Source organism: Methylocystis iwaonis (assembly GCF_027925385.1).
Lineage (GTDB): Bacteria > Pseudomonadota > Alphaproteobacteria > Rhizobiales > Beijerinckiaceae > Methylocystis > Methylocystis iwaonis.
In genome coordinates, this window is the sequence record NZ_AP027142.1 from 883605 (window position 1) to 909315 (window position 25711).

General features: G+C 64.2%; 23 protein-coding genes and 1 tRNA gene. 12 read left to right on the plus strand and 12 right to left on the minus strand.

Translation table 11 applies throughout. The features are described from left to right. Positions 1–37: 37 nt before the first annotated feature. On the plus strand, positions 38–1093 hold the full coding sequence (locus QMG84_RS04250) for an XdhC family protein (protein WP_281930687.1): 1056 nt from the start codon (positions 38–40) through the stop codon (positions 1091–1093). Then, positions 1093–1707 (plus strand): nucleotidyltransferase family protein, encoded by a 615-nt coding sequence (locus QMG84_RS04255; protein WP_281930689.1) that lies wholly within the window; start codon positions 1093–1095, stop codon positions 1705–1707. Before QMG84_RS04250 ends, QMG84_RS04255 begins: the two co-directional genes overlap by 1 nt. On the opposite strand, the gene QMG84_RS04260 is transcribed toward QMG84_RS04255, so the two are convergent. Further along, entirely contained in the window at positions 1679–3859 is a 2181-nt protein-coding gene (locus QMG84_RS04260; protein WP_281930691.1) for a xanthine dehydrogenase family protein molybdopterin-binding subunit, read from the minus strand. The two genes, QMG84_RS04255 and QMG84_RS04260, sit on opposite strands and share 29 nt — an antisense overlap. A 12-nt stretch (positions 3860–3871) precedes the next feature. Further along, a complete protein-coding gene (locus QMG84_RS04265) occupies positions 3872–4321 on the minus strand; it encodes a (2Fe-2S)-binding protein (RefSeq protein WP_281930693.1) in 450 nt (149 codons plus the stop codon). Between the two features lie 270 nt (positions 4322–4591). Between QMG84_RS04265 and QMG84_RS04270 the strand changes: the two genes are divergently transcribed. From QMG84_RS04270 to QMG84_RS04300, 7 genes are all read left to right on the plus strand, one after another. After that, positions 4592–4981: an HU family DNA-binding protein gene (locus QMG84_RS04270; protein ID WP_165051247.1), complete on the plus strand. Its 390-nt coding sequence runs from the start codon at positions 4592–4594 to the stop codon at positions 4979–4981. Between the two features lie 262 nt (positions 4982–5243). Beyond that, a complete protein-coding gene (locus QMG84_RS04275) occupies positions 5244–6395 on the plus strand; it encodes a 4Fe-4S dicluster domain-containing protein (RefSeq protein WP_281930696.1) in 1152 nt (383 codons plus the stop codon). Continuing rightward, on the plus strand, positions 6395–6856 hold the full coding sequence (locus QMG84_RS04280) for a cyclic nucleotide-binding domain-containing protein (protein ID WP_281930697.1): 462 nt from the start codon (positions 6395–6397) through the stop codon (positions 6854–6856). The genes QMG84_RS04275 and QMG84_RS04280 overlap by 1 nt, the downstream gene beginning before the upstream one ends. Positions 6857–6860: 4 nt before the next feature. Beyond that, the gene (locus tag QMG84_RS04285) at positions 6861–7709 is read left to right on the plus strand and encodes an FAD/NAD(P)-binding protein (protein ID WP_281930699.1); all 849 of its coding nucleotides are present in this window, start codon (positions 6861–6863) and stop codon (positions 7707–7709) included. Position 7710: 1 nt separating this feature from the next. Then, complete coding sequence (locus tag QMG84_RS04290; protein ID WP_281930701.1) at positions 7711–8502, plus strand: NADH-quinone oxidoreductase subunit B family protein; 792 nt, start codon at positions 7711–7713, stop codon at positions 8500–8502. After that, positions 8477–9769, plus strand: a complete 1293-nt coding sequence (locus QMG84_RS04295; RefSeq protein WP_281930702.1) for a Ni/Fe hydrogenase subunit alpha — start codon at positions 8477–8479, stop codon at positions 9767–9769. Before QMG84_RS04290 ends, QMG84_RS04295 begins: the two co-directional genes overlap by 26 nt. A gap of 5 nt (positions 9770–9774) precedes the next feature. After that, entirely contained in the window at positions 9775–10248 is a 474-nt protein-coding gene (locus QMG84_RS04300; RefSeq protein ID WP_281930704.1) for a hydrogenase maturation protease, read from the plus strand. Positions 10249–10421: 173 nt separating this feature from the next. Here QMG84_RS04300 and QMG84_RS04305 read toward each other — a convergent pair whose 3' ends face one another. Further along, positions 10422–11447, minus strand: a complete 1026-nt coding sequence (locus tag QMG84_RS04305; protein ID WP_281930706.1) for a UDP-glucose--hexose-1-phosphate uridylyltransferase — start codon at positions 11445–11447, stop codon at positions 10422–10424. Positions 11448–11458: 11 nt separating this feature from the next. Beyond that, the gene (gene galK, locus QMG84_RS04310; protein WP_281930707.1) at positions 11459–12676 is read right to left on the minus strand and encodes a galactokinase; all 1218 of its coding nucleotides are present in this window, start codon (positions 12674–12676) and stop codon (positions 11459–11461) included. 147 nt (positions 12677–12823) lie between these two features. On the opposite strand from galK, the gene QMG84_RS04315 reads away from it, so the two are divergent. Then, positions 12824–15559 carry a glycoside hydrolase family 2 protein gene (locus tag QMG84_RS04315; protein WP_281930708.1) on the plus strand — a complete coding sequence of 912 codons (2736 nt, stop codon included), beginning with the start codon at positions 12824–12826 and terminating at the stop codon, positions 15557–15559. A 220-nt stretch (positions 15560–15779) separates the two neighbouring features. On the opposite strand, the gene QMG84_RS04320 is transcribed toward QMG84_RS04315, so the two are convergent. After that, entirely contained in the window at positions 15780–17372 is a 1593-nt protein-coding gene (locus QMG84_RS04320) for a phosphoenolpyruvate carboxykinase (RefSeq protein ID WP_434085972.1), read from the minus strand. A 106-nt stretch (positions 17373–17478) separates the two neighbouring features. On the opposite strand from QMG84_RS04320, the gene QMG84_RS04325 reads away from it, so the two are divergent. Together QMG84_RS04325 and QMG84_RS04330 are read left to right on the plus strand one after the other, a co-directional pair. Continuing rightward, a complete protein-coding gene (locus tag QMG84_RS04325; protein ID WP_281930709.1) occupies positions 17479–19116 on the plus strand; it encodes an alpha-keto acid decarboxylase family protein in 1638 nt (545 codons plus the stop codon). 101 nt (positions 19117–19217) lie between these two features. Beyond that, positions 19218–19302, plus strand: a tRNA-Tyr gene (locus tag QMG84_RS04330). Between the two features lie 76 nt (positions 19303–19378). Here the strand turns inward: QMG84_RS04330 and QMG84_RS04335 are convergent. The 7 genes from QMG84_RS04335 to QMG84_RS04365 form a co-directional block, all read right to left on the minus strand. Next, positions 19379–19708 carry a Dabb family protein gene (locus QMG84_RS04335; RefSeq protein WP_281930711.1) on the minus strand — a complete coding sequence of 110 codons (330 nt, stop codon included), beginning with the start codon at positions 19706–19708 and terminating at the stop codon, positions 19379–19381. Positions 19709–20025: 317 nt separating this feature from the next. After that, the gene (locus tag QMG84_RS04340; RefSeq protein WP_281930713.1) at positions 20026–21852 is read right to left on the minus strand and encodes a peptidoglycan L,D-endopeptidase MepK; all 1827 of its coding nucleotides are present in this window, start codon (positions 21850–21852) and stop codon (positions 20026–20028) included. 224 nt (positions 21853–22076) lie between these two features. Next, a complete protein-coding gene (locus QMG84_RS04345) occupies positions 22077–22841 on the minus strand; it encodes a hypothetical protein (RefSeq protein WP_281930714.1) in 765 nt (254 codons plus the stop codon). An 82-nt stretch (positions 22842–22923) separates the two neighbouring features. Beyond that, the gene (locus QMG84_RS04350; protein ID WP_434085973.1) at positions 22924–23838 is read right to left on the minus strand and encodes an NUDIX hydrolase; all 915 of its coding nucleotides are present in this window, start codon (positions 23836–23838) and stop codon (positions 22924–22926) included. Positions 23839–23915: 77 nt separating this feature from the next. Continuing rightward, on the minus strand, positions 23916–24434 hold the full coding sequence (locus tag QMG84_RS04355; RefSeq protein ID WP_281930716.1) for a tyrosine phosphatase family protein: 519 nt from the start codon (positions 24432–24434) through the stop codon (positions 23916–23918). 21 nt (positions 24435–24455) lie between these two features. Continuing rightward, on the minus strand, positions 24456–25082 hold the full coding sequence (locus tag QMG84_RS04360; RefSeq protein WP_281930717.1) for an HD domain-containing protein: 627 nt from the start codon (positions 25080–25082) through the stop codon (positions 24456–24458). After that, entirely contained in the window at positions 25083–25700 is a 618-nt protein-coding gene (locus QMG84_RS04365) for a DNA-3-methyladenine glycosylase I (RefSeq protein ID WP_281930718.1), read from the minus strand. Between the last annotated feature and the right edge of the window lie 11 nt (positions 25701–25711).

The window sequence follows — 25711 nt, forward strand, 5'->3', positions numbered from 1 at the left end:
CGGGCGACCCGTCCGCTGGATGGCGGAGGCCGCGCGCGTGAACGAGACCAGGCTTTCCGCTCCCGTCGACGACGCCGGCGTGTTGCGTCAGGCCGAAAGCTGGCGTCGGATGGGGCGGGGCGTCGCTCTCGCGACGGTCGTCGAAACTTTCGGATCGGCGCCGCGTCCGATCGGCTCTCATCTTGCCGTCGACGAAGCGGGAGCCTTCTGCGGCTCGGTTTCGGCAGGTTGCGTCGAGGGAGAGGTGATCACCGCGGCGCAGGACGCCATCGCCGACGGCGCGCCGCGATTTCTGGAGTTCGGCGTCGCCGACGAGGTCGCCTGGCGCGTCGGTCTCTCCTGCGGCGGGCGCATTGCGGTTCACATTGAAAGGATAGACGCGGACCGCCTCGTCCTGCTTTCGGCCCTGAACCGCGAAATCGCCGCCCGACGGCCCTGCGCCGTCATCACGCCGCTCGAGGGCGGCGCGGCGCAATTGCTTCGCGCGGATGATTTTGCGGCGCTGAATGCGCAACTGCGCGACGGCAAAAGCGGGCTCGTCCGGCACGAAGGGCGGCGGCTCTTCGTCAATCACTACCGACCGGGGCCGCGTCTACTCGTCGTCGGCGCGGTGCATGTCGCGCAGGCGCTGGCGGTCATGGCGGCCCTTGCCGGTTTCGATGTGACGATCGTCGATCCGCGCGGCGCCTATGCCTCCGCCGAGCGCTTCCCGCAGGCCCGGCTCGATATGCGCTGGCCCGACGAGGCCCTGCCGGACATCGGGCTCGACGCCGCCACGGCGGTCGTCGTCCTCACCCATGACCCGAAGATCGACGACCCCGCGCTGCGCCTCGCGCTCGCATCGGATTGCTTCTATGTCGGCGCCCTCGGATCGCGCGCCACGCATGCGCGGCGCGTCGAGCGGCTGAAGGCGAGCGGCGTCACGCCCTTCGCGCTGGAGCGCCTGCGGGCGCCGATCGGCCTCGACATCGCCGCCATCAGCCCGGCCGAGATCGCGGTGTCGATCCTGGCGGAAATCATTCTTGCCCGGGGCCAGAAGCCTTTGCGCCGGCTGGTGCAGGACGCTTCTTCGACAAGCTGCGTCGTGGGCTGATGCGCAGGGCGCCGGTCGTCGCCGCCATTATTCTCGCGGCTGGGCGCGGCGCGCGTTTCGGCGCCGATGAGAATAAGCTGCTCGCGCCGCTCGACGGCCAGCCTTTGTTACGCCATGTCGCCGAGACGGCGCTTGCCTCGCGCGCATGCCGCGTGGTCGTCGTGACAGGACATGAGCAGCGCGAGGTCGCGGCGGCGCTCGCCGGCCTGCCGGTCAGCTATGCGCACAATATGGATTTCTCGAGCGGCCTCGCCTCGTCGCTTCGCATTGGCCTTGCCGCCGCCGACCAAGTCGACGGCGCGCTGATCCTTCTCGGCGACATGCCCGACGTCTCGGCGCCGGTTCTCGACGCGCTCATCACGGCGTTCGAAGCCACGCCGCATTGCGCCGCCGTCGTCCCCGTCTGCCACGGCGAGCGCGGAAATCCGGTTTTGCTCGCGCGCGGGCTCTTCCCGCAACTGGCGCAGCTTCGAGGCGACGAAGGCGCGCGGCGCCTGCTGCGCAGGGTCGACGGCGTCGTCGAGCTTTCGATCGACGACGCCCGCATATTGGCCGATGTGGACACGCCCGCCGACCTCGTCAGGCTTACACGAAGCCGATATTTGCGTTCTTGAGCGGGACCGATCGGATGCGCTTGCCCGTCGCCGCGAAATAGGCGTTCAGCACAGCGGGCGCCGCGACGCAGATGGTCGGCTCGCCGACGCCGCCCCAGAAACCGCCGCTCGGCATGACGATGCATTCGACCTTCGGCATGTCCTTGAGGCGCATCGACTCGTAGCTGTCGAAATTCTCCTGCTCCACGCGGCCGTCCTTGGTGGTGATCGCGCCGTGAAAGAGCGCCGAGAGGCCATAGACGAATGAGCCCGCGATCTGCCGCTCGATCTGCGCCGGATTGACCGCGTAGCCGGGGTCCGTCGCCGCGACGATGCGGTGGATCTTGATCTTGTCGTCCTGCGCGACGGAGATTTCCGCGACCGCCGCGACATAGCTGCCGTAGCCCATATAGCCGGCGATTCCGCGATGAACGCCATCCGGCGCTGGCTTGTCCCAGCCGGCGCGCGCGGCGACGGCCTCGAGCACGCCGAGGTGCTTGGGATGGTTCGCCATCAGCTTGCGCCGGAAGGCCAACGGGTCCTCGCCCGTCGCATGGGCGAGCTCGTCCATGAAACACTCGAGATAGATGGCGTTTTGGTTGATGTTCACCCCGCGCCAGAAGCCCGGCGGGACGGGCGGGTTGCGCATCGAATGCTCGACGAGAAGATTGGGAACGTCGTAACCGATCTGTGCGTCGCCGGTCGAAACCAGCCCTTGGAACACCGCCGGATCGACGCCGTTCTTCACCGCCTGCGGCCGCACGGTCGAAAGAATCGACTGGCCGGAAATGCGTATATGCAGGGCAGTGAGCTTATTGTCGGCGTCGAAGGCGCCGGTGAGCTTGCACTGCGTGACGGGGTGATATTTGCCCTGCGTCATATCCTCTTCGCGCGACCAGAGCAGCTTCACGGGCGTGCCCGGAAGCTGCTTCGCGATCAGCACCGCCTGCGTCACATAGTCTGTAAATCCTTTGCGACCGAAGCCGCCGCCGAGAATGGTCTTGTGCACGTCACATTTTTCAGCCGGCAGGCCCGAGGCGTGAACGACCGCATCGAAAGCCGCCTCGCCATTCTGCGTGCCGGTCCAGACCTCGCATCTATCAGGCGTATAGAGCGCCGTCGCGTTCAAGGGCTCCATCGCCGCGTGGTTCTGGTGCGGATAGCTATAGACAGCCTCGACGACCTTGGGCGCCTTGGCGATCGCCGCATGCGCGCTGCCGTTCTCATTGCCGGTGACGGCGGGCTGCGAATCGTTCAACCCTTCCGCGAGCCATTTCGCCGTGTCGGCGCTGGAGGTCTTGGCGTTCGGGCCTTCGTCCCAAACGATGGGAAGCGTGTCGAGCGCCGTCTTCGCATGCCACCAGGTGTCGGCGACAACCGCCACGGCATTGTCGCCGACGCGCACGACCTTCTTCACCCCCTTGAAATTGGCGATCTTGCTTTCATCATAGCTCGCAAGCTTGCCGCCGAAGACGGGGCAGGCTTTGATCGCGGCGTTGAGCATGCCCGGCAGCTTGACGTCGGCGCCATAGATCATTTTGCCGGTGGTCTTGTCGGCGGTGTCGAGCCGCAGCAAGCCCTTGCCGGCGATTTTCCAGTCGCGCGGGTCCTTGAGCGTCACGTCGGTCGGCGGGGTGAGCTTCGCGGCCGCGTCGGCGACCTTGCCATAGCTCGTAGAGCGGCCAGAGGCGGCGTGGGTGATCACGCCTTTTTCGGCCCGGCATTCCTTCGCGGGAACGCTCCACTCATTGGCTGCGGCCTGGATCAGCATGGCGCGCGCCACGGCGCCGCCCTTACGCACATAATCCTGCGAGGAGCGAATGCCGCGGCTGCCGCCGGTCGAGAAATCGCCCCACACGCGGCTACGCGCCGCGCTCTCGCCGGGCGTGGGATATTCCGTCGTCACCTTGGTCCAGTCACAGTCGAGCTCCTCGGCGACGAGCTGCGCGAGCCCCGTGAGCGAGCCCTGGCCCATTTCCGACCGCGCGATGCGGATAATCACCGTGTCGTCCGGCTTCACGACGACCCAGGCGTTGACCTCGGGCTTTATCAGCGGCGCGGCTGTCGCCGTCTCGGCGCCGAAGGGAATGTCGAGGCCGAGCGCCAGGCCGCCGCCGAGCGAGGCGGCGCCGATGAGAAAGCCGCGGCGGCCGATGTCGATGCTGTTGCTCATATCGATCGTCCCTTAGGCCTTGGCGGCGGCGTGGATGGCCTCACGCACCTGCTGGAAGGTGCCGCAGCGGCAGATATTGGTGATGGCGTTGTCGATGTCATGGTCGCTCGGATTCGGCTTCTCGGAAAGAAGCGCCGCGACCGCCATGATCATGCCGCTCTGGCAATAGCCGCATTGCGGGACGTCGTGATCGATCCAGGCCTGCTGCACGCGATGCAACACGCCGTTTTGAGCAAGACCCTCGATCGTCGTGATTTTCTTGCCGACGGCGTCGCCGACCGTCACGCTGCAGGAGCGCACGGCCTGTCCGTCGATATGGACCGTGCAGGCGCCGCATTGCGCGATGCCGCAGCCATATTTCGTGCCCGTGAGGCCCGCATTCTCACGCAACGCCCAGAGCAGCGGCGTATCCGGCTCGACATCCACGTCGATCTTCGCGCCATTGACGAATAGAGCCGTCATTGCATCTTCCCCCGCCGCTCGATTTCGTTTCCGAAATCCTACCAAATGAGAAGGGTTTCGCCAAGCCGCTCGCAAGATTTGCGCGCTCATTTAGGGCGATGGCGATCCGCCGCGAGGGATGCGCGTTTCGCGGCGCGGAAGAGAAAACGCGTCGGATAAGCAATGAATGCAAGGGCGCGATTGCGAATCACCTTGTAAATCGTTAGCAATTTGCATTGTCGGCGCGGGCACGCGGCATTTGGCGGCCAATCGCGACGAGGAGAAAAGCTTATGGCCAAGGCAAAAACCACCAAGGCTGCCGCGACCGCCAAGGTCAGCGGCAGGGAAGCTCCCACTGTTCGTCCGGTCAAGGAGACCATGACGAAGGCGGCGCTGATCAACTATATCGCTGAGCAGAATGAGCTGCCGCGCAAGACGGCGGCGGCGGTCTACGCCACGCTGGAAGGCGTGTTTCTGGGTTCGGTTCACCCCAAGGGCGTCGGCGAATTCACGCTGCCGGGCCTTCTGAAGGTGACGCTGCGCAAGGTGCCGGCGCGCAAGGCGGGCACGCTGGTGCGCAATCCGGCCACCGGCGAAATGGTGAAGGCCGCAGCCAAGCCCGCGAGCGTGCGCGTCAAGATCCGCGCGCTTTCCAAGCTGAAGACGGCGGCGACCAAGTAACGCCATTTCTGTTTGAACAGCTCGCATTGGGGGATGTCGCTCCCGGCGGGCTGAAAGCCCGACCGGGAATCCAGAGCCGCAAAAGCGCCGGTTTTGCTCTGGATTCCCGATCGCTCGCTTTGCGGGCGCCGGGAATGACGGATCGCTTCGGCGCTCCGCCATCACTGGGTCTCATTCTCACTAAAATCATTTCAGGCGGGCGTCGCGCCTGCTTCATATTGGGAGTACAATCTCCCCGAATAGCCAAGCGCAAGAATGAGCGATGTCGGAAGCAGCGAGCGGCGCCGTCCCTGAGCGTTACGTGATGTCGGTCGACGGGCTGCGTGCTTTGATCGAGGCCCTCCGGGGCCGCGGGAAGCGCGTCGTTGCGCCCACGATCGGCGACGACGCGATCATCTACGACGACATCGACAGTCTCGACGATTTGCCGCGCGGCGTCACGGACGAGCAGGAGCCCGGCCGCTACAAGCTTGCCCAACGCGACGACGGCGCCTTTTTCGGCTATGCGGTCGGCCCGCACTCTTGGAAGAAGTTTCTCCACAAGCCTCTGCTGAATTTGTGGCGCGCCAAGCGGCAAGGTAGTGAGATCGAGGTCGAAGCGGAGCCGCTCGATCCGCAGAACTACGCATTCCTCGGCGTGCGCGCCTGCGAGCTGAACGCAATCGCCATACAGGACCGCGTGCTGATGGGGGGCGACTATGTCGATCCGCATTACAAGGCGCAGCGGGAAGGCGCGTTTATCGTCGCGCTGAATTGTGGCAAGGCCGGCGGGACGTGCTTCTGCGTCTCGATGAAAACCGGCCCGAAGGTCACGGATGGTTTCGATCTCGCGCTCACGGAGCTGATGTCCGCCGACGCGCATGAATTTCTCGTCGAGGCCGGCTCGCCCGCCGGCGCCGAGATTCTCGCCGAATTGCCGCGCCGCCCAGCGACACAGCAAGACGTCGACGCCGCTGACGAAGTCGTCGCGCAAACCGCCGCTTCGATGGGGCGGCGCATGCCGGATGAAGACGTGCCGGCGCTGCTGATGCGCAATCTCCAGCATCCGCGCTGGCAGGAGGTCGCGCAGCGCTGCCTTTCCTGCGCCAATTGCACCATGGTCTGCCCGACGTGCTTTTGCACCTCGGTCGAGGACCACAATGATCTTGCGGGCGTCGAGTCTTCGCGCAGCCGGCGCTGGGATTCCTGCTTCACCATGGATTATTCCTACATCCACGGCGGGTCGGTGCGGCCGAGCGTCTCGTCGCGCTATCGGCAGTGGATGACGCATAAGCTCGCGACCTGGCACGAGCAGTTCGGCACGACCGGCTGCGTCGGCTGCGGGCGTTGCATCACCTGGTGTCCCGTCGGCATCGACATCACCGAGGAAACGCAGGCCATCTCCGACAGCGAGAAAAGCGCGAGGCAATCCTAATGGAGAATCTAGAGCGCATCCTCTCCGATCATCCGTTTTTCCACGGGGTGAACGAGGGTTTCGTCGCGCTTGCCGCGGGCTGCGCCAAAAATGCGCGCTTCGAAGCCGGCGATTTCATCTTCCATGAAGGCGAGGCGGCCGACCAATTTTACCTTGTCCGGGAGGGGCGCGTGGCCTTGCAAGTCGCGGCTCCGGGGCGCGGAGCGGCGACCTTTCTCACGCTCGGCGCCGGAGAGGTTTTCGGCGTCAATTGGCTCGTGCCGCCCTATCGCTGGGTCTATGACGCCAAGGCGCTCGAACGCTGCCGCCTCATCGCCATGGACGCCAAATGTCTGCGCGGCAAATGCGAAGCCGACCACAGCCTCGGTTATGACATCATGAAACGCCTCATGCCGGTGCTGATCGACCGTCTGCACGAGACGCGGCTGCAATTCCTCGACCTCTATGGCTCCCACGGCTGAGACGATGATGTCCGAGACAGCGGCTCTCCTGCACGCAAGGCCGATGGTTCCGCAGATCGCCCATGTGCGCCGGCGCCGCCATGACGCGCCGGACGCCTGGACGCTGGAGCTGGAAATGGCGGGCGGCGCGCGTTTTCATTACGCGCCGGGCCAATTCAACATGCTCACGGCCTTCGGCGTCGGCGAGGCGGCGATCAGCGTCAGCGGCGACCCGGCCGACGGCCCGCTCATCCATACGATCCGCGCCGTCGGTCCCGTCTCCAAAGCGCTGACGCAGCTCGGCCCCGGCGATCCGATCGGCGTTCGTGGGCCTTTCGGCGTCGGTTGGCCCATGGCGCAGGCCGAGGGCAGGGACGTTGTCGTGGTCGCCGGCGGATTGGGCGTCGCGCCTTTGCGGCCGGCGCTTTACAGCCTGCTCGGCGCGCGCGATCGTTTCGGCAAGGTGACGCTGCTCTTCGGCGCGCGGCGGCCGGAGGAGATCGTCTTTCGACGCGAGGTCGAGCACTGGCGCGGCCGTCTCGACATGGACGTCGAAGTCACGGTCGATCATGCGACGGGCGACTGGCATGGCAATGTCGGCGTCGTCACCAATCTGCTCTCGCGCCTCGACATCGACCCTGCGAAAACCCTCGCCATGGTGTGCGGCCCGGAGGTGATGATGCGCTTCGTCTCGATGGCGCTCGTCGATAAGGGCGTCGGCGAAGAGGCGATCTATCTCTCGATGGAGCGCAATATGAAATGCGCCATCGGCCAGTGCGGCCACTGCCAGCTCGGGCCCACCTTCATCTGCCGAGACGGGCCGGTCTTCACTTATGCGCGGCTGAAACCCCTTCTCGCGATCAAGGAGCTTTGACATGGAGGCCAGGAAGCCGCGTCTGGCGGTCTGGAAATTCGCCTCCTGCGACGGATGCCAATTGAGCCTGCTCGATTGCGAGGATGAGCTTCTCGCCATCGCCGGCGCGATCGACATCGGCTATTTTCCCGAGGCGACGCGCGGCGAGGTCAAAGGCGTCTACGATCTCTCGCTGGTCGAAGGCTCGGTCACCACGGCCCATGACGTCGAGCGTATCCACGAAGTGCGCCGCCGTTCGAAAACGCTGATCACCATCGGCGCCTGCGCGACCTCTGGCGGCATTCAGGCGCTGCGCAATTTTGCCGACGTGCGCGAATATATCTCCATCGTCTACGCACATCCCGAATATATCCACACGCTCGAAACCTCGACCGCCATCTCCGAGCATGTGCCCGTCGATTTCGAGCTGCGCGGCTGCCCAATCAACAAGGGACAGCTCGTCGACGTCGTCTCGGCCTTTCTCGCTGGCCGGCGCCCGAACACGCAGGCGCACAGCGTCTGCATCCAGTGCAAGCTCAAGGGCAATGTCTGCGTGATGGTTGCGAAGGCGATGCCTTGCCTGGGGCCGGTGACGCATGAGGGCTGCGGCGCGCTCTGTCCTTCTTATGATCGCGGCTGCTATGGCTGCTTCGGCCCCAAGGAGACGCCCAACGCTCCCTCCCTGAGCGGCTGGTTCGCCGGCATGGGCATGGACTCGAAGGGGCTCGAACGCATCTACCGCACCTTCAACGCCAATGCCGAACCCTTCCGCAAGGAGAGCGAACGCCATGACGCGCAAGACCGTAAAGGTTGACGTTCTTGCCCGCGTCGAGGGCGAAGGGGCGCTGAAGGTCGTCCTGCGCGACGGCAAGGTCGAGAGCGCCGAGTTCAACATCTTCGAGCCGCCGCGCTTTTTCGAGGCCTTTCTGCGCGGCCGTCACTTCGTCGAGACGCCGGACATCGTCGCGCGTATCTGCGGCATTTGTCCGATCGCTTATCAGATGAGCGGCGTTCATGCGCTCGAAAATTTGTTGGGGGTGAAGGTCGAGGGGCCGCTGCGCGATCTGCGCCGGTTGATCTATTGCGGCGAATGGATCGAGTCGCACGTGCTGCATATCTACATGCTGCATGCGCCCGACTTTTTGGGCTATGACGGCGGCGTGCAAATGGCGCGCGACCATGGCGACGCCGTCAAGCGCGGCCTGCAGCTCAAGAAGGTGGGTAACGAAATTCTACAGCTGCTTGGCGGCCGCGAAATCCATCCCGTTAACGTGCGCGTCGGCGGTTTCCATCGGGCGCCGCGCAAGCGCGAGCTGGCGCCGCTCGCCGAGAAGCTGAAATGGGCGCGCGAGGCGGCGCTGGAGACGGCGCGCTGGGTCGCGACCTTCGACTTTCCTGAGCGTGAGCGCGACTACACTTTCGTCACGCTGCGCCATCCTGACGAATACCCCTTCAACGAAGGCCGTATCGTCTCCAACAAGGGCCTCGATATTTCGGCCGCTGAATATGACGCGCATTTCGAGGAGACGCATGTCGCCCATTCGACTGCGCTGCATTCGCATCTGCGCGATGGCGGCGGCGCCTATCTCACGGGACCGATGGCCCGCTACAATCTCGCCTTCGAGCAGCTATCCGCGTTGGCGAAAGAGACCGCGCGAGAGATCGGCCTCGGCGAAAGCTGCCGCAATCCCTATCGCAGCATCATGGTGCGGGCGGTCGAGACGATCTACGCCTGCGACGAAGCGCTGCGCGTGATCGAGAACTACGAGCAGCCCGACCGGCCTTTCGTCCCCGTGGAGCCCCGCGCCGGCGTCGGCCATGCAGCGACAGAGGCGCCGCGCGGCATGCTCTATCATCGCTACCAAATCGACGACGCGGGCACGATCGCCGACGCGCAGATTGTGCCGCCGACATCACAGAACCAGGCCTGTCTCGAAGAGGACCTCATAGACATCATCGGCGGCTTCTCCGATTTGCCTCACAAAGAATTGCAGTACCGCTGCGAGCAAACCGTGCGCAATTACGACCCCTGCATTTCCTGCGCGACGCATTTTCTCAAGCTGGAGATCGACAGGGGGTAGCGCGCGTGACGCAAGGCCGGGTGGTCGTCATCGGCGTCGGCAATCTCGATCGAGGCGATGACGCTGCAGGCCGTGAGGTTGCAAGACGTCTGCGGGCGGCAGGCGAGCGCCACGCCGAAATCCTAGAGCTCGAAGGGGAAGCGACAGGCATCCTCGCTGCGCTCGAAAAAGCTGAGACAGCGTTCCTCGTCGACGCCTGCTTTTCCGGCGCGCCGGCCGGAGCCATTCATCGCTTCGACGCCGCCGAGGGCCTTCCAGCACATACGAACTTCAGCCTTTCATCCCACGGCTTCGGCCTCGCCGAAGCGGTGGAGTTGGCGAAGGCGCTCGGCGCATTGCCGCTGCGTTGCATCGTTTACGCGATAGAGGGCGAATCTTTTGAGATAAGCAAGCCCGTTTCCGCCGCTGTCACTCGCGCGATCGAAGAGGTCGCGATGCACGTGCGCGATGAGATTCACGCTCTTCTGAGGCGCGAATAATACTATTTCCGTTTGAACAGCTCGCATGGGGCTTGTCATTCCCGGCGGGCTGAAAGCCCGACCGGGCATCCAGAGCCACAAAAGCGCGGGCTCTGGTTTCCCGATCGCTCGCTGCGCGTCGGGAATGACACGGGCCCGATTAAGCGGATCTCGTATAACGCTTCGCTGGCGCGTCAGCGCGACAATGAAGCCCTCAGCCGCTCGGCCGCGCTCTCCGGCGTAATGTCCCTCTGCGGCGACCCCAGCAACTCGAAGCCGACCATGAACTTTCGGATCGTCGCCGAACGCAGCAGCGGCGGATAGAAATGGCCGTGAAAATGCCAGTGCGGATGCGCGGCGCCGTCGCTCGGACGCTGATGGAAACCCATCGAATAAGGAAAGGGCGTGGAGAAGAGATTATCGTAGCATTTGGTGAGTTGGCTCAAAATATCGGCCAGCGCGCGCGAGTCGCTTTCGCCGAATTCGTCGAGGGCGACCATGTGGCGGCGCGGCAGCAGCACGGTCTCGAAAGGCCAGGTCGCCCAAAACGGAACAAGCGCGACAAAACCGTCATTCTCGCAAACGACGCGCTCGCGCTTCTCGAGTTCGAGCGCCAGATAGTCGCATAGAAGGCACGTTCTGCGGCTTTCGAAATAATCGCGCTGGCGGACCGATTCTTTCAAGATTTCGTTCGGCTCGCTCTGCGTCGCCCAAATCTGGCAGTGTGGATGCGGATTGCTCGCGCCCATCATCGCGCCGCGATTCTCGAAAATCTGAACAAAGCCGACCAAGGGATTGGCGTCGAGGCGGGCAAACTCCTCGCGCCATAGCTCCACGACCTTTGTAATGTCGCCGACGCTCATGCGCGACAGAGTGAGATCATGTCGAGGCGAGAAACACACGACGCGGCAGAAGCCAGGTTCGCCTTGCGCGACGATCAGCCCCTTCTCATTGATCTCCTCTCGTGGCGCGTCAGCCAGGAGCGCGGCGAAGTCATTGTCGAAGGCGAAGACGTCTTCATACGCCGGGTTGCGTTCGCCATTTGCGCGCGCGTTGCCCGGGCAAAGATAGCAGCCGGGATCGTAAGACGGGATGGCGGCCTCGGCTTTGGCCTCGGTCTGGCCCTGCCAGGGCCGGTTCGTGCGATGCGGGGAGACGAGCACCCACTCGCCGGTGAGGGCGTTGAGGCGGCGGTGTGAGTCGTGTTGCAATCGCAGCATAGGGGCATCCGTCAAAAAATGGCGGGCCCGGCTCCGGGGCCGGGAAAGCAGGTGAAGATCATCGGCGATAAATTCGTCGCCTTTTCGTAAGCTGGACCGACAGCGTCGGCAAAATGCGCCGTTGCGAACGCTTCGACGAGCGCCACCACACAGCCGCCGAAGCCGCCGCCGGTCATGCGCGCGCCGTAGACGCCGGGGACCCCACGCGCAAGCTCGGCCATCAGATCGAGCTCTGCGCAGCTCACCTTATAATCGTTGCGCAAGCTCTCGTGAGAGGCGTTCATCAGCCGGCCGAATTCGGTGAAATCGCGCGTCTCGAGCGCAGCCACCGCGGCGAGCGCACGGGCGTTCTCGGAGACGACATGCCGCGCGCGCTTGAAGATCGTCGCTGGAAGACGCGCCGCATGCGCCTCGAGCTGCTCGACGCCGACATCGCGCAGCGCCATTACGCCTTTGATCGAAGAAGACAGAAGCGCGACCGCTTCCTCACACTCGCGGCGACGCTCGTTGAACGCGCTGCCGGCGAGTTCGTGGTGAACCATCGTGTTGCAGATCACGATCCGCACAGACGGGTCGATGGGCACGGTCCGGTGTTCGAGGCTGCGGCAATCGAGCAGCAAGGCCGCGCCTTCGACGCCGTGGCAGGAAATGAACTGGTCCATGATCCCGCAGCGCATGCCGACGAAATCATTCTCGGCGCGCTGGCAGATCTTCGCGAGATCGAGAAGGTCGATCTCCTCGCCGGAGACGCTCAGCAGCGCATAGCCGACCGCGACTTCGAGCGCCGCAGAGGCCGAGAGTCCGGAGCCCATCGACAATGTGCTGAAGACCATGATGTCGGCGCCGCGTAGCCTATAGCCGGACTTTTCGAGCTCGAGCGCAACGCCGCAGATATAATCGCTCCACGCGCCGGCGCGGCTCTGCGGCTCGTCGAGATCGAACGCAAAATCGCTGTTCAAATTCACTGAGTGAACGCGGATCATGCGATCCGACCGCGCCGCAATCGCCGCATAAGTCGAAAGGTCGAGCGCGGCCGGCAGCACGAAGCCGTCGTTGTAGTCCGTGTGCTCACCAATCAGATTGACGCGCCCGGGCGCGCGGAAAACAAGCGGCTCCGCCCCGTAGCGGCGCCGGAACAGAAGCGGCAAATCCTTGGCGTCGAGAGTCTGCATGTCGATGTCGTCAGCCTTGTGATAGCTCAGCTCCACCTTGCAAAAATATCCCGTCACGTCCAAGGCGCCGCGGGAAAACTTCTGGCCTTTTTACGTATATTCGCGTAGGGATTTTTCTCATCGCGCAGATCGCATATTCGCAGTTCAACATCATCTTCTATTCGTCCCTCGGACGGGCCAGGTTTCTGGCCAGGGAAGAACTCGGTGAACAAAGCGCGTATCAGCCTCGATGGCATGTGGGAGTTCCAATATCTCGGCGGCGGCGCCTCTGCGCGCGCCGAGCGGCGGAGCATTGTCGTTCCTAGTCCCTGGCAAGCTCAGTTCCCCGACTTGAGCATGCGCGGCGGCGTCGGCGTTTATCGCCGCAGCGTCGACGTCCCGGCGGATTGGTTGTCGCAACGCATTTTCGTCCACTTCGGCGCCGTTTTCCATATAGCGCATGTGTTCGTGAATGGCGCCTTGGTCGGTAGCCATGTCGGCGGCTTCCTGCCCTTCTACTTCGACATTACCGACCGCCTCGTGGAGGGGCGCGCCGAGATCGAAGTGCGCGTCGAAAGCCCGACCGACGACCCTGCTGAATTCCCCCATACGCCCTTCGCAGAAATGCCGTTCGGCAAGCAGAGCTGGTATGGCCCGCTTTCTGGCATATGGCAGTCTGTCTATCTGGAGCGTAACATCCCGGATCGGCTGACCTGTTTGCGCGTGCGCGCCGATCTCGACTCCGGCGACATCGCCGCTCTGCTTCATTACGAGCGCGCACTGTGCGCGAGGACGGAAGCCCTATTGGAAGTGTTCGGCCCGCAGGGAGAATGCGTGGCCTCGACAAAGACGGAACTCGCCTGCGGCGCCGAGCATACGACGTTGCGCGCCCAGGCGCCGAACCCGCAAGCCTGGTCGCCGGACGCGCCCAATCTTTATCGCTTGCGCGTGCAGCTCATGCGCGACGGCGTAATAATCGACGAGAAGGAGACGACCTTCGGCTTTCGCAAGATCGAGACGCGGGACGGCAAGCTTTATCTCAACGACAAGCCCTTCTATCTGCGCGCCGCGCTCGATCAGGATTACTATCCCGACACCATCTGCACGCCGCCGTCGCTGGCGTTCATCGAGGATCGCTTCCGTAAAGCCAAGGCCCTCGGGCTCAATGCGCTGCGCTGTCACATCAAGGCGCCGGACCCGCGTTATTACGAAGCGGCCGACAGGCTGGGGCTGCTGGTCTGGGCCGAGTTGCCGAACGGCGGATATTCGACCGAGCGCTCGCGCGAGCGCAAGGAGACGACGCTCAAGGGCATCATCGACCGCGACGGCAACCATCCATCGATCTTCTGCTGGACGCTGATCAACGAGAATTGGGGCGTCGATCTGGTGCACGACGCCAAGCATCGCGCCTGGCTGCGGCGGCTCTATCTGTGGCTGAAGGCCTATGATCCGACGCGCCTCGTCGTGGATAATTCGCCGCTCGCGCCGAGCTTCCACGTGCAGAGCGATCTTGCGGACTACCACTTCTACGCGGCGATTCCCGACAGCCGCCATGATTGGGACCGTTTCGTCGACGCGCTCGCCGATCGCGGCGATTGGCTGTTCAGTCCCGAGGGCGACGCCGTGACGACGGGCAAGGAGCCGCTGCTCTGTTCCGAGTTCGGCAATTGGGGGCTTCCCGATCCCGAGAAGCTCAATGACGCCCTTGGGCGCGAGCCCTGGTGGTTCGAGACCGGCCACGACTGGGGCGAGGGCGTCATGTATCCGCATGGCGTGCTCAACCGTTTCCATGATTGGAGCCTCGACCGCGTCTTCGGCAGTTTCGAAGGCTTCATCGAAGCGACGCAATGGCAGCAGTTTCGCGCGCTCAAATATGAGATCGAGGCAATGCGGCGTCGCGCCGAGATCTCGGGCTATGTGATCACCGAGCTGACTGACTGTCATTGGGAGTCGAACGGCCTTCTCGACATGCGCTCCAACACGCGCGCCTTTCACGATGTCTTCCACACGATCAACGCCGATACGGTGATCGTGCCGCGTCTCGAGCGCGCGGCCTTTTGGTCGGGGGAGACGCTGCAGGTCCCGGTGCGCATCGCGCATGGCGGTTCGGACGCGCTCGACCCCGGCACGCTGGAGATACTTTCGGACTGGTCGCAGACCATGCCGACGCCGCGTATCGAAGCGGGTACGGTGGCGGACATGGGGGTGATTTCCTTCGAGCTGCCCCAGGTCGACAAGTCCTCGATGCGCCGGGTCTCATTTCATCTGCGCGCCGCCAACGGCGAGATCGTCGCATCGAACGACATCGAGGTCGCGTTGCATCCCGTGCGCGCGACGCCGCCGGCGCTGTCCCTGTGGTCGCCCGAGCCGGATGTGCGGGTGCGCCTTCAGGCCTTTGGCTATCGCCTCGCCACGGGGATGAATGACGCGGATGTCGTCGTTGCTCTACGCAACACGAGCGACCTTGCCGATCATGTGCGCACAGGCGGACGCGCCGTGCTTCTGCCCGAGGACGAAGGGACGCTCACGCCGTTTTTCCCGCATTGGCAAAATGTGAAAGTCGTGGCGCGCGACGGCACGCTGTGGCGCGGCGACTGGGCGTCGTCCTTCGCCTGGCTGCGGCGGCGGGGGCCGTTCCGCGGCCTGCCCGGCGGCCCCATGATCGATCAGACTTTCGATCGCGTGATCCCCACGCATGTGATCTCAGGCTGCAACCTTCTCGACTTCCACGCGCGCGTGCATGCCGCGCTGGCGGTCGGTTGGATTCACAAGCCAGTGGGCCTGGCGGTCGAGCGTTTCTATGGCGAAGGCCATATTGTGATCTCGACCTTCCGGCTGCTGCGCGATCCCGCCGGCGCGGACCCGACCGCGACGGTCCTGTTCGATGCGCTCGTCGCCATGGCCGCGAAGAAATCAGAGACCACGCCCGCGGTGGAGCCGACCAAGCTCGAATCTGCGTGACCCTCGCATTGGGCATGTCATTCCCGGCGGGCTGAGAGCCCGACCGGGAATCCAGAGCCTCCCGTCATTGCGAGCGACGTAAAGCAGTCCAGAGCCGCTATAGCTGCCCTGGATTGCTTCGTCGCTTACGCTCCTCGCAAGGACGGCGGGCCAAGAGAGCGCTTGTCTTGCTTTGGATTCCCGATCGCTCGCTACGCGAGCGTCGGGAAGGGATCTCATATCACGCAGAGTCGCAGCGCGGCGCGGCTGCTTGAACCGCCCGATCCACAAAGGGTGCGAAAGGCTCGAAATTGGCGTGGAACATGTCGACGAGCCTGCGCGCTGTCTTCCCATAGTCTTCGCGCGACGACCAGGTGGCGGCGGGATCGAGTAGGGACGCATCGACGCCCGGCGCAGCAAGCGGTGCCTCCAATCCGAAATAGGGATCGCGGCGAAAGGCCCCGCGCGCGAGCGCGCCATCGAGCGCGGCGCGCAGCAGCGCGCGCGTCGTTGCGATCGGCATGCGCTTTCCTTCGCCGAACCGGCCGCCCGTCCATCCGGTGTTGAGGAGCCAGCAATTGGCGCCGTGGCGCGCGATGCGCTCGCGCAGCAGATTGCCATATTCGGACGGATGGCGCGGCATGAAGGGCGCGCCGAAACAGGTCGAGAACACCGCCTGAGGCTCGCGTAGGCCGTTCTCGGTGCCGGCGACGCGCGCGGTATAGCCGGAGAGGAAGTGATACATCGCCTGGGCCGGGTCGAGCCGCGCGATCGGCGGCAGCACGCCGAAGGCGTCGCAGGTCAGCATGATGATGTTTTTGGGATGATCGGCGCGCCCTTCGCTCGAGGCGTTGGAGATGAACTCGAGCGGATAGGCGATCCGCGTATTCTCGGTTTTGCTGTCGTCGTCGAAATCGACGCGTCGCGTTTCGGGATCGATCCCGACGTTTTCGAGTATCGCGCCGAAGCGTTGCGAGGCTGCATGGATTTCGGGCTCGAACTCGCGCGACAGGCGGATCGCTTTCGCGTAGCAGCCGCCTTCGAAATTGAAGACGCCGTTTTCGCCCCAGCCATGTTCGTCGTCGCCGACGAGCGCGCGCTGAGGATCGGCCGAGAGAGTGGTTTTTCCTGTGCCCGAGAGGCCGAAAAAGACGGCTGCGCCGCTCGCATGGTCATTCGCCGCGCAATGCATCGGCAACACGCCGCGCGCCGGCAGGAAAAAATTGAGAAAAGTGAAAACCGCCTTTTTGATCTCGCCGGCGTAGCGCGTGCCGCCGATGAGCGCGACGCGGCGCGTGAAGTCGAGCGCGATGACCGTCTGCGAACGGCATCCGTGACGGTTTGGATTTGCCTTGAAGGACGGCAGGACGAGGATGGTGAGGTCGGGCGCCGTGCGCATCTCTGCGCGAGCCGGCCTGATGAGAAGATTGCGGATGAACAGTGAGTGCCAGGCGAATTCTGAATGCACGCGAATGCGCAATTGATGCTCGGGGTCCGCGCAACAGTGCAAATTCTGCGTGAAAATGTCGCGTTCGCGCACATGCTGCGACATATCGCCGTAAAGCCGGTCGAATTGCGCCGGGCTCATCGACTGATTATTGTCCCACCAGACAGCTTTATCGGTGAGCGCGTCGCGGATGATGAATTTGTCGTTGGGGGAGCGTCCTGTATGCGGCGCCGTTTCGACGACGAGCGCGCCGCTTCTGGCGATGAGCCCTTCGTTGCGCTTCAGCGCCTGCTCATAAAGCTGGGCGGCGTCGAGGTCCTGGAATTCATCGAGGGAGAAAGCTGGTTCAAACGCCCGATCGGCCGTCACCCTCGTCTGCGCCGTCATTTTTTCCCAGTCCTTTTCGCGCTAATCTCCGGAGAGAACGCTTGCGCGTGAGCCCGTGTTCCCCACTTGGCCATCAGCGCGCGGCGCCATTGTGGAGGAGGGGATTATGGCGGAGACGATCGGCGGCTACCTTATTCGACGCCTTGGCGAGGAAGGCGTCGGCCATGTCTTCGGCGTGCCCGGCGATTATTGTCTCACTTTCTTTTCCCTGCTGGAAAAAAGCCCGTTGCAAGTCGTCAATACCTGCGATGAGCAGGGCGCAGGCTTCGCTGCAGACGCCTATGCGCGCATCAAAGGGCTCGGGGTTGTGGCGATCACTTATTGCGTCGGCGGTCTGAAGGCCGCCAATACGATCGCCCAGGCCTATGCCGAGCGCTCGCCGGTCATTCTCATCAGTGGGGCGCCGGGCGCGCGCGAGCAGGCGCGCAATCCGCTCCTTCACCACCGGGTTCGAGACTTCGATACGCAGCTCAAGGTGTTTCGCGAGCTGACCGTCGCCACCGCCGTGCTCGACGACGCGACCACAGCCGCAAGCGAGATCGATCGCGTGATCGCGCTGGCGAGGCGCCATAGCCGTCCCGTCTATATCGAATTGCCGCGCGACATGACGCTTGCCGAGATCGCGCCGGCGCCGGTCCGGTCATTGCCCGCCGAGACGAGCGATCCGGAGGCGCTCGCCTATGCGACCGCCGAGGCTGCGGACAAGATTGCGGCTTCGAAACACCCGGTCATTCTCGCAGGAGAGGAGCTGCATCGCTTCCGCCTGCAGGATCGCCTCATGGCGCTCGTCGAGAACTCGGGCATTCCCGTTGCGGCCAGCATTATGGGCAAGTCTGGGTTTCCCGAATCGCATCCGGCTTACATGGGCGTCTATGAGGGGGCGATGGGCCGCGAGGATCTTCGCGACTATGTCGAGAGCAGCGATTGCCTCATTCTGCTCGGCGCCATGATGACCGACGTCAACCTCGGCATCTATACGGCCCATATCGACCGCCGGTCGGCGATCTACGCCGGCAAGGATCGCGTCGCCATCGGGCTTCACGCCTATGACGGCGTGCGGATGGAGGATTTCATCACGGCGCTTTCCGAGCGCCACTGGGCGCAGCGCGCATTCCCGCCCTTCACCCATCCCTTGCATCCGGGGCCGTTCGTGGCCCGCGATCGAAAGATGACGGTCGACGCTCTGTTCCGGCAGATCAACGCCTTTCTGGAGAAAGACATGATCGTGATCGCCGACACGGGCGACGCGTTGCTCGGCGCTTCGGACCTCTTCATCAGCGATGGCGCGCATTTTCTTGCTTCGGCTTATTACACTTCGCTCGGCTTCGCCGTGCCGGCCTCGCTCGGCGTCAAGGCGGCGGCTCCCAAGCTGCGCCCGCTCGTGCTCGTGGGCGACGGCGCCTTCCAGATGACCGGATTGGAGATTTCTACGGCGGCCCGATTCGGCATGAACCCGATCGTCATTCTTCTCGATAATGACGGCTATGGCACGGAGCGGCCCATGCTCGACGGCGGTTTCAACGACATCAAGCGCTGGAATTATGCCGGCCTGGAGCAGGTGATCGGCGGCGGGCTGGGGATCAGGGTCGAGACCGAGCGCGAGATGGCGGCTGCTCTGGCCCGCGCGCGCGCCAATGAGGCCGGGTGGTCGCTGATTCAGGTGATACTGGACCGCGACGATAAATCGCCCGCCCTGCGCCGCCTGACAGCCAAGCTCGCAGAGCGTGTGGGCGGCAAGTGTTGACGGCGGGATTTTGAGGTTGACAGGCAGGGCGCGAGCAACGCATATGCCGCTACCGATTGGCCGCCTCTGGCGGCCAACACTCTCGCGCAAGCGAGAGAGATGGGGGAATGTCCCGAGCGGCAAAGGGGGCGGACTGTAAATCCGCTGGCTAAGCCTTCGTAGGTTCGAGTCCTACTTCCCCCACCATCATCATTCGGGCAGATAGCCTGGTTCTGCGAAAACGACGTGACGCGGCAAGGGCGACGCCAGCTAGCGGGCGCTATCAACGATCGACGACAGGCAAACCGACGGCGATATCGCCGACGATCCAGTCTGCAATCTTACTCAAACCTGATGCAAAACCCTTATGTTTGGGGTGCGCCACGTAGCTCCGCAAAGCATCTTCGTTTTCGAAAACAGAAACGGCGATCAGGTGGTAATTTTTACGCTGATCTAGATTCCAGTCCGCTCTCCAAAAGAGAATGCCGGCGCCAAAGCCACCGCAATCATTTCCAAGCCGGCGAAAATTAAACAGCGTTTCTTCTCTCACGGCTTGGGAAACGTGCGAATAAAAAGACACCAGAATTACATGTGTCAGTCCTGTGCGGTTCATTTATAGCCCCAAAACGGCTTGCTACTTATACCATTTCCGTTTGAATAGCTCGGATTGAGGCTTGTCATTCCCGATCGCTCGCTGCGCGAGCGTCGGGAATGACACCGAACCAATCAAGCGGATCTCGTATTAGACCCCATCGGCGTTGCGCGCTGAGATGTTCGCGCAGCGAGCCCATGGTTCCTTTGCGAAGGCACTGTTGCCACGATCCCCGCTTGTTAAGGGCTGCCGAGCGTCGCTCGTCCTACATACGGTCATTAAAAAACGCGCTGAAGTTCGTGTGGCGTCTAACGAGCAAGGGGAGCCCGCTCCCGCCCTCAGTTTTTCGAACCGGCTTCGTTCTTCTGCCCTGCCGAGCGCGCGCGGGTTCCGCCGGGGGCGAATTTGTCGGCTGGGGGCGGCGCGCCGGGAGCCGCGAAGCCGACGATATTCGTCGGACGGGCAGGCGGCAGCAACAGGCTCGGCGCGGTAGCGCGGGCGGCTGAGCGGACGGCGGTAATCGGCGCGCCCAGCACAGGGCGCGCGGAGACATGCGCGGCGGGCGTCGTCGCTGTCAGCGCGTTGAAATTCGAGCGGTCGAGGCGGGCGGGGACAAGGTCGGCCTTCTCTGCGACCGTCTTTTGCGCGGGCTTTGGTTTTGCGTCCTCTGCGTCGTGTTTCGCGGCGTTCGGCTTCGTGTCGCCATCCGGCGCATAGGCGAGGGCCGGATCGTCCGCGCCGGCCTGATCTTCAGGCTCGACCATTTTCGCGATGGCGTGGGAGGCGCCGTTGCGGCGCTGCTGCGGGCGCCCGGGCGTTGTCGGCGCGTCAGCTTCTTGCGCGGCGAGGGCCAACGTCGCAGGGCGTCGAGGAGGCTTCGGCGCGTTTACGAAGCGCCGAGACGTTCCAGCATCGACAGCTTCGCTTTCCTGCGCGTCGACGGAAGAGCGTAGCTCCCGCGGCCCATTCGGCTCGACCGCCGCGACCGCGGTTGGCTTCTCGTCGAGCGGCGCGGGTCTATCCAGAGAGGCCGGCCGACCTGCCGGCGGCAGCGGCACGCGGGCGTATTTCGGCTTTTTCTCTTCTTCTTGCGGGATCTCGGCGGCAGGCTCGTTAGGCGCGGGCGGAGCCGCCGTCAGCGGGGCGCGATTTGAGTCCGGCGCGACGGCGACGACGCCTGTCGCGGTCATGGCGGTTTCGCCGCGTGGGAGGTCTGCCTCGGCGCGGGCGAGCTGGTTGCGCCCGCGTCGGCTGGCCGGTTGTTCGGCTACGCCGCCTTCTTCGCCGCCCTCGGAATCCGCCGCGGCGCCGCGGGCATTGCGCGGGGCGAGCGCGGCCCATTGCTTGCGCGTGCTCGGCGGCGGGGCGGCGATCTCGGCGTCCTCGTCCTCGCCGCTGCTCATACCGAACAAGGCCGCGAAGAAGCCGCCGAAGGTCCGGCGCGGCGCTGTGACATAGGCGCCGTTGCCGCGCGCTTCGATCTCCGCTTTCGCGACGTCATAGCCGGGGAGCGGCTGGCCGTTGGTCGGCAAATGGACTGTTTTGCCGTCCGGGAAGAGTCGCACGAGCTGATCGTAGCTCATGCGCGGCCAGGAGCGCACATTGCCGACGTCGAGATGGACGAAGGGCGTGTTGGCGTTGGGGTAATAGCCGACCCCGCCGCGCTGCATGCGCATGCCGATCTCGCGGACGTCCGACATCGGCATGCCCGGCATGGTGGTGTCCATCGCCTTGCCGAGCATATGCTGGGAAAATTTGGCGACGGCGCGCGAACGGGCGCGCAGCATGGCGTTGGTCTCCGGCGAGCGATAGGCGGAGACGACATTGATGACCTGATTGCTCGCGCCGGCGGAGCGATAAGCCTCCCACACCACGTCGAAGAGGCGGGGGTCCATGGTCGTCGGTTCGTCTCTGCGCCAGTCGCGCAGGAACCAGTTCAACTGCTCGAGAACGCGGGTGTCATATTGGCCGTTGACGAGATAGGTCGCGGCGATGTCCTCGCCCGTATGGGCGTGATGGAGATAGATCGTGCGCGTGTCGCCGTTCGCGACAGCGGTTTCCGTCATGTTCGGCGTGACGAAGGCCATGCAAGAGGCGAAAAAGCCGAGTGCGATCGAGCGCGGCGAATTGGGGTGGCGTTTGTCGCTATCGCGCGGCGTCGTCAAAAGGATCGCTTCCCCGTCTTGGCTCGTGGCCGCGCCTTACGGGCGGCGCGAACCATGCTTTGTCTTTGCTCGGCGCCTGCAAAAGACCTCCTTCCGGTTAGCCCGGGGTTCGGCCTTCCGGAGGATCGGTTCGCCAAACCGGACCTCCCCAGACGCTACGACGGCTATGTTAACATCATGGCCAAAAATTGCTCAACAGCGGACCTCAGGCTTGCGCCATATCGTTAACGCGTTTCGGCGCGGACGAATTTGGCGCTGAGAATGGGCTGCGACCCCGGGATCTGCGAGACATACAACCGGGCGTCGCTCGCCGTGAAGGCTTCGGACGGCGGGCGCCGGGGCGGAAGCGGCACATCGACGCGCAGGGCGCCGATCGGCGCCTCGGAACGCGCCACAGCGTCCGACGTCAGGCGTTCGCGATCGGCGACGGCGATGCGAATCGAGCCGCTGGACGGCTGCTCCGGGCCAGAAAGCGCGCTGGCGACGGCGCTCTGCACCTTGTTGGCGATGTCTCCCCAGGCGCTCGGGGCCCCACTCGAAGCCGCACTCGGCGCGGCGCTGGCAATCGCCGTCGGCGCCTGCCGTTGCCGGCGGCTCGCGATCAGCACAGGATTGTCGCCTTCGCAATTGCGCATGCCGAGAGCGATCAGCTCCCGGCCGCTCAACACCCTGTATTCGCGCGTCAAATAGCCCAGGCGCGCCTGCACCGCCGCCGGATAGGAGGCGAAAAGCCTGGACGAAATGTCGAGATCGACCTCTCGCGTGATCGCATTATAGGCCTGGTGGAATTTTACCTGAGCGTCGGGATAGACGCAGACATTGGGCAGGCTGAGCGCCAGCGTGCAGGCGGAGCGGCACTCGTGGAGCCGCACGTCGCGATTTTCGCGGCGATATTGCTCGGTCTGGGCCTCATAGTCCGAGACGAGCCCGCCGACGTCCTTATAGACGATGACCGGCGCCGGTGACGGCGGCGGCAAAAGATAGCCCAAGACGCACCTCTACGCTCTACGGACGCGACGCGTTCAAGGGAATGTTCACCATGTTAGGGTGAACAATATCTTAAAGAGCAAATCAGCTCCTGATGCCCACGCGCAGGCCCGGCGAGGGTCGTTCTTGCAGAACATTGCGGCGAAAATGGAATAGAGCCGCCGGGCGTCCGCCAGTTTTCAGCGACATCTCTCCGGTCGGCTCCACGATTGCCGATGTTTCAACCAGCCGGCGGAAATTCTGCTTGTGGAGATGGCGTCCGGCGATCGCTTCCACTGTTCTCTGCAATTCGGTGAGCGTAAAAGCCTCCGGCATCAACTCGAAGATGACGGGCCGGTATTTCATCTTGGCGCGCAGCCGGCCCATGGCGGTCGCGAGGATGCGGCGGTGATCGTGGCGCATGGGAAGGCCGAGCGGTTCGAGCCGGCGCCGCCGCGCCGCCGCTTCGCGCCCGTCGCGCAGCGCCTCCTCGACCATTCCGGCCTCATAGAGAAGCTCGTATCGCTCGAGCACATTCTCCTCGTTGAAGCCGCGCGCGCCGAACAGCAAATCGACGCGATGGCGGCGCGAAAGGGTTGGCGCGGAGACAGCGTTGGGCGCTTCCGCCACCCAGTCGCGCAGGCCGGGGAGGATCGTGGTTTCGATGATCTCGGGCCGGGCCTTGCGCCAATCCTCCCAGGGGAAGAAATCATGCCAGCTCCGCCAGGCCCCGACAGCCGTACGCCTGCTGTCGTCGCCGATGCGGGTCAGCGCCAGATAGCCGATCGAGACGACATGAGGATCGCGGTCGCCGGCGCGGGCGTGGCGGCCACGATCCCCGAAAGTGTAGAGCTGCTCCACATAGCCGAGCGGCGCGCCGGTCTGTTCCGCCACCCAGGCGCGCAGGCCGATCTCGAAGGTGCGATGGCGCACCGGGTCGAAGGGGCCGGAGGGCAGGGCGGCGACGCCGCTCTCGTCATCGGCGCCGGTGGTGAGGATCAGCGGCTCATCGCCGCGCACGGCGACAATCGCCGCCGTCAGCCCGATCTCGACCGGCGGGGAAAGCGTCGCAACGTCTATTTCCAGGCTCGTGTCGGTCAGGCGAGTTCAAGCGCGAAAGGCGCCCCCTCGAAGCAATCCGCCCCTCTGCCGATCGCGGCGATGGCGGCCACCATCCGCCCCTCCCGCCCCATGCGTCGGTCGGCGAGGGCGACGAGCCGGCGGTTCGGGGTCGCGGTCGGCGAGAGGCGGCGTAATTCCTGGGCGAGCTCGAACTCGCAGCGATGCGGCGCCAGCGCGCAGGCGGCGACATAGGCGGCCGCCGGCGAACGGCTCACGCCAGCGTAACAATGGATGACCAAGGGATCAGCCTGGTCCCATTCCTCGATGAAGGCCAGCAGCCTGTCGATGTGCTCTTCGCCCGGCAGCACATGCCCGTCGACCGCTTTATCGATGTCCGAGACGGCGATGCGCAAATGACGGTCGCGTGAGATTTCGCAAGGCCGCACCAGGGAGGCGCCGGCGGTCAGAATCGTGACGAGCGAGCGGGCGCCGCTGGCGCGCACGGTGTCGACCACCTTGGTCATGGAACAGACGTAAAGCCGCCCGCACGACATCGGAACCCTCTTGGCCTTGCGCTAGCCTCGGTCGATCTCCTGAAACCGGGCGAGGAACCGCGCCTGTACAGCATCGACGGGGGCAGGCGCAATCTCGTCCTTCAACTCCTGCGGCGAGATCGCAGGGCGACCGAAGATGCGCTCGGCTTCTCCCCGTGTAAAGCCGGCGAGCGACACCGCCTCGAAAAAAGCCGCCGCCCGGTCGGCCTGCTTCGCGAGCTTGAGCAGAGACGGCGAGGGCGTCGCCGGCAGAGAAAAACGCAGCAGGATCGCCGAGAGAATCCTGTTTTCGACGGATTTGTAAGCGTCGCCGATCACGACTTTGAAGGGCGAGATCATATCGCCGATCACATATTCGGGGGCGTCGTGGAGCAGCATGAACAGCCGTTCGGCGCGGCTGATCGAGGGCTCGAGCTCGGCCGCGATCCGTTCGACAAGCAGGCTGTGCTGGGCGACGGAGAAGATGTGGGGGCCGAAAGTTTGCCCGTTCCAGCGCGCGACCCGGGCGAGGCCGTGGGCGATGTCTTCTATCTCTATGTCGAGGGGAGAGGGGTCGAGCAGGTCGAGCCGCCGCCCGGAAAGCATGCGCTGCCAGGCGCGGGGCGCGGCCTCCTTGACCGCGCGTTTTTTGATCGGCGCCTGCGTCATTCAGTCTAATTTCCGAACATGACAATCAACGAGATGGTCGTTCACCATCCCGACCGCCTGCATGAAGGCGTAGACGATCGTCGGGCCGCAGAATTTGAAGCCCCGCGCTTTCAGATCCTTCGAGAGGCGCAAGGAGACGGCGCTCTGCGTCGGAACGTCGCTGATAAGCTTGGGATGATTGACGACCGGCGCGCCGTCGACGAAGCCCCAGAGATAGGCGGAGAAGCCTTGCTCGGCCTCGATCTCCAGCCAGGCGCGCGCCGACAGGACGGCGCCCTCAATTTTGGCGCGGTTGCGAACAATCCCATCATCCTGCATCAATTCATGCACGCGCTTGTCGTCGAAACGGGCGATCGCCTCGGGATCGAAGCCTTCGAAGGCTTTGCGGAAGGCCGCGCGCTTCCTCAGGATCGTGATCCACGACAGGCCCGCCTGGAACCCGTCCAGAATGAGTTTCTCGAACAGGGCCCTGCTGTCCCTCTCGGGTTGTCCCCACTCGTCGTCATGATAGGCGATATAAAGCGGATCCTGACCCGGCCAGGGGCAGCGGGCGCGCCCGTCGTCGTGTAGGATGACGCTCTTCCCCCAGCTTGCCGGTTGTTCGCGGGCGGGCGGCAAAAGGCGTTTCT